The following is a 6238-nucleotide window of genomic DNA, read 5'->3' as shown; positions in this document are numbered from 1 at the left end:
AAAGACCACGTTAAAGACCAAGGACCAAAAGGTGCTACAGGTCATGATGGTAGCGATGGTAGCAACCCCTTTACTCGCATCAACCGCTATGGTAAGTGGCAAACAACCGCAGGGGAAAATATCAGTTATGGCCCAAACACTGCCCAAGATATCATCATGCAGTTAATCATAGATGATGGTGTGCGCGATCGCGGTCATAGAAAAAACATTTTTAATAGTGCTTTTAAAGTGTCTGGTGTTGCTTATGGAGTTCACAAATCATATAGAACAATTTGTGTAATTGATTACGCTGGAGGGTATAGGGAAAAATAATTTTAGATTGCGAATAGGGAGGAATATACCTAAGGATTTCTCAGATACTGTTGGCGAATTAATGACACTATGAGTTTAGGGTAGCGGAAAATTGTTATTTATCGGAATTCATCGACTTTCTAGAAGTTTAAAATATCTAATGATTCTTCTATTTCTAAATCTAATATTCTTTCTCGTGTATCTTTGAGTGCTTCTAGCTTGCCTTCTTGACGATAGATGTCTGCTGCTTTTTGAAAATCTTCAATTGCTCGCTGTTTATCTGCTATTTCTAAACGGATATTTCCACGATTATAATAAGCATTTGCATAATTTGAATTAATCTTTATTGCTTGAGTATAATCTTCAATTGCTCCTTCAAAATCTCCTAAGTCAGAACGAGCATTACCACGGTTGTAATAAACATCGACATAATTAGGATTAATCTGTATTGCCTGAGTATAATCTTCAATTGCTCCTTCAAAATCTCCTAAATCTGAACGAGCATTACCACGTTTTTTATAAGCTATGGCATCTTGAGGATTAATCTTAATTGCTTGAGGAAATCCAGATTGAGAGCCTAATAAATAATGAGCAATCCCACGGTTTTTATAAGCATCAGCATAATGGGGGTTAATTTTAATAGCCTGGGTATAATCTTCAATTGCACCCTGATTATCTCCTAAATGAGAACGGGCTTCAGCCCGATTTTTATAAGCTACAGCAACATGAGGATTAATTCTGATCGCCTGACTATAATCATTAATTGCTTCTTCTAATCGCCCCAGTTGAGACAGAGCTAAACCTCGTTTATTGTAAGATTTAGCATCATGAATATTTATCTGGATTGCCTGAGAATAATCTGCGATCGCAGCTTTATAATCTCCTATTTGATAGTGAGCTAAACCTCGTTTATAATATAAATCAACATCGCCATGATTAACTTGTAAAGCTTGATTGTAATTGGTAATTGCATTCGTATATTCTCCTTTCTCAAAACATTCATCACCCATTTTTACATAAACTAGATTTAAATTTTCATCACGATATTCAGGTTTAAAAGAAGATTTTATCAAGTGATTATTAGTTGGCTTAGATGGAATTTCCTGCTTTGGGAGATATTTGTAAATTGATGATTGTTGCCTAGAAGAATTATTTAGAGAAGATTTTAACTGTTCTAGATAGCACCATAAACCACCACCATAGAGTAATTGTTCTATCCCAAATGAAATTTTCCCAGTCTTCAACTTAATCATCCGGGTTGGCAAAAAGCCAGCCAAGAAAAGGTGATACTCAGATTGTGCTTCACTCACATCTTCTTGAATCAAAATGCAAACTACAACCGCATTTTTTTCAACCTCTTCAGAACTAATTGACCATCTAACTTTATCAATACTACCGTGACGAGATTTAACCTCAATACCAATAGATGGGTCAGAAGTCAAGGTAAAATCTATATTACCATCGCCGCCGAATCGCTTTTCATAATCGACTTCAGTAATAAAATCAGCTAAACGTTCTTTGACAACTTCCTCACCCAACTTCCCTTTGAGATAACTGATAAAAACGTCACGCACTGGCGAAACACGCTTATATTTCTCAGCCATCAGCCAGCAAAATTCCCGTAGTGCTTTTAATCTCTCTCCAGAGATTATAGTTAATTCACTATATTGACCTTCTGTTTCACAATGAAGCAGACAACCAGATGTTAACCTTTTAAGAAAATCAGACTGTAGCGATCGCAGTAGTGTAATCCAGTCCATTTATATTTCTGCGAATCTTTTGATGAGATTATTCTATTAAAATATCCATTCGGCGTAAACCTTTCAATTAGCTTGGGTGATATTCCCAAAAATTGGTTACTAATTTGTAATAATTCTTAATTTAAATTAATACATTCCAATTTGTAGAATGACCCAAAATCACAAGCCCAAACCAAAGCCTCTCACCAACTCAAGTTCCCCCTCCTCGCTTGCGGGGAGGGGGTTAGGGGGTGGGGTTCCGGGATACCCTTGGCAAACCCCACACGAACTTTGGAAAAAACTTAAGCCATTAGCGCGACAAATGCGGTGTGAAGCAACTCCAGCAGAAAAGTTACTTTGGCAGAAGTTAAGAGACAAGCAACTTTTGGGTTTCAAGTTCCGGCGTCAGCAAACAATTGACCGTTTTATTGTCGATTTTTACTGTAATGAAGCGCGGTTAGTGGTGGAAGTGGATGGCGAAATTCACGACTACACCCAAGAGGAAGATGCGATACGTCAAGAATTTTTGGAGAGTTTGGGGTTGCAGGTTGGGCGATTTAGAAATGAGGATGTTTTGGAGATGATGGAGGGGGTGTTACAGCATATTGCTGCTTGGTTGCAGAGATGAACCCCACCCCCAACCCCCTAAGAGCAAGCGAGGAGGGGGCTACTTATAGGGTTTTTGATGGTGTGTGCGATCGCTTTGCGTCATCATTTGACGATCACAGGATAGCGATTTTGAGCGGATGGGACAAGTGACGGAGTTAGCTTGGGAATTTTGGCTGTTATGTTAATCGCTTGCAAATGGCGAGAGATAATAATCAAGAGCAAATAAGTAATTTACAACAAGTCGTTAAATATCTGAGAAAAGCCTTAGAAATAAGCCAGAATTTATTAAAAGATTTTTTGAATAAAAATGATTTACAGTGAAATAGTAAATCAATGATAAAATATACCACCGATTACACAACGACATGATTGAGTATTAAAATGTCAATATATGGTGTAGTTAACGCCAACAGTGAGTTCAAATTTAGACAAAGATTTATTAAGTTATATGAATACCAAGACACAGACCATATCAGATAGCATAGTTAAAGAGATTATTAATCTCGATAATATAAGTATTTTAGAATTAGACAAAAAAGAAATTATTAGCTTTTTTAAATCTCATGGAGTCTTACTTTTTAGAGGATTTGATGTTGATACTAACCTTTTTAAAGAATTTACCAATCTCTTGAGTATCGATTTTAGAAATTATGCTGGTGGTGCATTCAGTAGAAGGGTAATTAATGGAGATCAGACTCTTTTAAGCGTAAATGATTTTAAGTCTGAGATTAAGTTGCACGGAGAAATGTATTATCAGCAGAATATCCCACTTATGCTGTGGTTTTTCTGTGCTAATCCCCCATTAGAAGATGGTGAAACTACGGTATGTGATGGCAGACAATTTTTTAAGGAAATTAGTAGTTCAACCAAAGAGTTATTCAGCAAAAAGAAGTTAAAATTTACTGTTCAGATATCTCAACAGGACTGGCAGAAAAAATACCAAACAGATGATTTGAATACGCTAGAAGAAATATTTCAGCAGAACAATACACATCTGACAGTAAATGATGATCAATCGATTTTGCTTGAATACATTTCTCCAGCTATTATCTCCAGCAGATGTGGAAAATATCGGGTATTTATTAATAGCCTATTGCCCACAAAACAGTTAAGCCCCAAGATTCTTAATTTTGAGGATGATTCAGAGATTTCTGATGAGGTTGTCTCTGAACTTAATGAAATTGCTGAAAAAATAACCACGGAAATTTCGTGGCAAAAAAGCGATATTTTAATGATTGATAATACCAGAATACTTCATGGTAGAAGGTCTTTTACTGATGATCAAAGAGATATTTATATCAGGCTATGTTCTCCAGATTTTTCATTCTGATATTTTATTAGAGCAGTTTTCATTTATTTGAACCACATTTGTCGTAAAGACACAGCAATACTATGTCCTGACTGCGTGATTTATTTACCTGAAAATAGCTGTAATTTGGGGTAACTTTGACTGATAAAAATCAGTTAAGCTGATAGCTAGCAGAGATTTTTACCAGTTTATATATATCTAACACGTTACCTCATATCATAGCCAAACAAATTCGGGTCAACTTCTCCTAACTGCAACTCTGCTAAACCATACTCCGCCCATCGCCTCTCTACCATCGCCGCCACATCTGGGTCAGATTCCAAGGGCAAACCCCATTCATGCTCTGTTTCCGGCGGAATCTTTGTAGTCGCATCAATTCCCATACGTCCACCTAAGCCAATCTTTTCACTGGCAAAATCCAAGGTATCAAAAGGTGTATTCGGCAGAATAAAGACATCCCGTACTGGGTCAACTTTGGAACTAATCGCCCATACCACTTGACGCGGATCACGAATATTTATGTCTTTATCCACAACAATGACAAATTTGGTGTATGTAAATTGCGGCAAAGCACTCCAAAACGCTAAAGCCGCCCGTCGCGCTTGTCCTGGATATGCTTTATCAATGGAAATAATCGCCGCTTTGTAACTCAAAGCTTCCATTGGTAGGAAGAAATCGACAATTTCTGATACTTGTTGCCGCAGTATGGGCGTATAAATGCGATTGAGTGCGATCGCCATCATCGCTTCTTCTTTAGGTGGACGACCGCTAAATGTTGTTAAATAAATCGGATTTTTCCGGTGCGTCATACACTGAAAGCGGATCAACGGCGAATCCTCTACACCACCGTAATAACCCATGTGGTCGCCAAAAGGCCCATCTGACAAAACTTCTCCTGGTGTAATCGTCCCTTCCAAGACAAATTCCGAATCTGCGGGAACTTCCAAATCTACAGTTTTACACTTGGCCAACTGCACACCAGAACCACCGTAAAGTCCAGCAAATAGCCATTCTGATAAATCTACAGGTATGGGTGTGGCAGCTGCCATGATAATTAGAGGATCTACGCCAAGTGCAATCGCAACTTCTAATTTCTTCCCACGTTCGGCTGCTTTTCGCAAATGCCTCGCCCCACCCCGCACTGATAACCAGTGAACCGTCATTGTATTCTGAGATTGTAGTTGCAAACGATACACACCTACATTTGGAGTTCCCGTCTCACAATCTTTGGTAATTACCAGTCCCAGCGTGATAATCTTACCAGCATCACCAATATAAGGACGTATCAAGGGCAACTTATGTAAATCTAAATCATCACCTTGAAGCACAACTTGCTGACAAGCAGGGAAAAAGTCCCACCCTGGTTTCGCTTTCAGCACGTCAAACAGTACCTTACCAAAATCTATCGCTTGAGAAATCTTCTTCGGCGGTTTTGGCTGTTGCAGCATACTCAATTTTTTCCCCAGAGTTTCCAACTCCTCTGGATGCTGCATATTCATCGCCCAGCAAATCCTTTCCACAGTTCCCATCAAATTCACCGCCACCGGGAAGGAAGCGCCTTTGACGTTTTCAAACAACAACCCTGGCCCACCTTTTTGCAGCATTCGGTTGGAAATCTCAGCAATTTCTAAATCTGGGTCAACTAAAGCTGAAATTCGCCGTAATTGCCCCTTATCTTCTAAAATTTTAATGAATCCCCGCAAGTCTCTCGCCATTGTTCTAATAAAGCTGATTATTTAAGAAGTGTGAAGCGCTTTCTTATATTATGGGGCATGGGGCACTTGTACTGACTTGTACTGAGCGACCTCGTTGGCGCAGCCTAAGAAGAGAAGTAGCGTTGTCGTTAGCGCAGCCTAAGAAGAGAAGTATTGGGCATTGGTAAATATTTTTGCGTGTCCCCGTGTCTTCATCTCCCAATTCGGGAAACTATTAGATTTAATTGTAAATTAACCTATTTAGTAACTTTTCTTAACTGTGTTTTCCAAAGGATTTAGTTATTGTATCTAGGGATACGCAATTATTTATTACAAATAAGCGCTAACCTAATCAAACAAACATGGCCAGAATATACTATACCTTCCTGGCAGGCGGCTTTGTTATATGGCCCCTGCTGGGTTTATTTGTTACAAACTTTGACTGTGCATTGCTTTGAGGTTTTTCTGAATTTTTGTGAGTTTGCGTAGGCGTAGCTCAACCCAGGCGATCGCCAATACCATTTTGAAAAATCTTTGCAACAAATGCATCGGCTGTAGGGGCATACATCTGTACGCTATTAGCAATGTATCTATAG

The 6238-nt window shown here is 38.7% G+C and carries 5 protein-coding genes; 3 read left to right on the top strand and 2 right to left on the bottom strand.

What is annotated here, in order from left to right; all coding sequences use genetic code 11:
* Window positions 1–312, top strand: a 312-nt coding sequence (locus ACYTXL_RS12855; protein WP_461925095.1) for a CAP domain-containing protein, incomplete at its 5' end; no start/stop codon positions are given.
* 119 nt (window positions 313–431) lie between these two features.
* Here the strand turns inward: ACYTXL_RS12855 and ACYTXL_RS12850 are convergent.
* The gene (locus ACYTXL_RS12850; protein ID WP_461925094.1) at window positions 432–2051 is read right to left on the bottom strand and encodes a tetratricopeptide repeat protein; all 1620 of its coding nucleotides are present in this window, start codon (window positions 2049–2051) and stop codon (window positions 432–434) included.
* Between the two features lie 148 nt (window positions 2052–2199).
* On the opposite strand from ACYTXL_RS12850, the gene ACYTXL_RS12845 reads away from it, so the two are divergent.
* Both ACYTXL_RS12845 and ACYTXL_RS12840 read left to right on the top strand, forming a co-directional pair.
* A complete protein-coding gene (locus ACYTXL_RS12845) occupies window positions 2200–2658 on the top strand; it encodes an endonuclease domain-containing protein (protein ID WP_461925093.1) in 459 nt (152 codons plus the stop codon).
* Window positions 2659–3087: 429 nt separating this feature from the next.
* On the top strand, window positions 3088–3969 hold the full coding sequence (locus tag ACYTXL_RS12840) for a TauD/TfdA family dioxygenase (RefSeq protein WP_461925092.1): 882 nt from the start codon (window positions 3088–3090) through the stop codon (window positions 3967–3969).
* A gap of 185 nt (window positions 3970–4154) precedes the next feature.
* On the opposite strand, the gene ACYTXL_RS12835 is transcribed toward ACYTXL_RS12840, so the two are convergent.
* A complete protein-coding gene (locus ACYTXL_RS12835) occupies window positions 4155–5663 on the bottom strand; it encodes a UbiD family decarboxylase (RefSeq protein ID WP_461925091.1) in 1509 nt (502 codons plus the stop codon).
* Between the last annotated feature and the right edge of the window lie 575 nt (window positions 5664–6238).

Source organism: Nostoc sp. (genome assembly GCF_054880495.1).
This window is presented reverse-complemented; position numbering and strand designations above follow the sequence as displayed.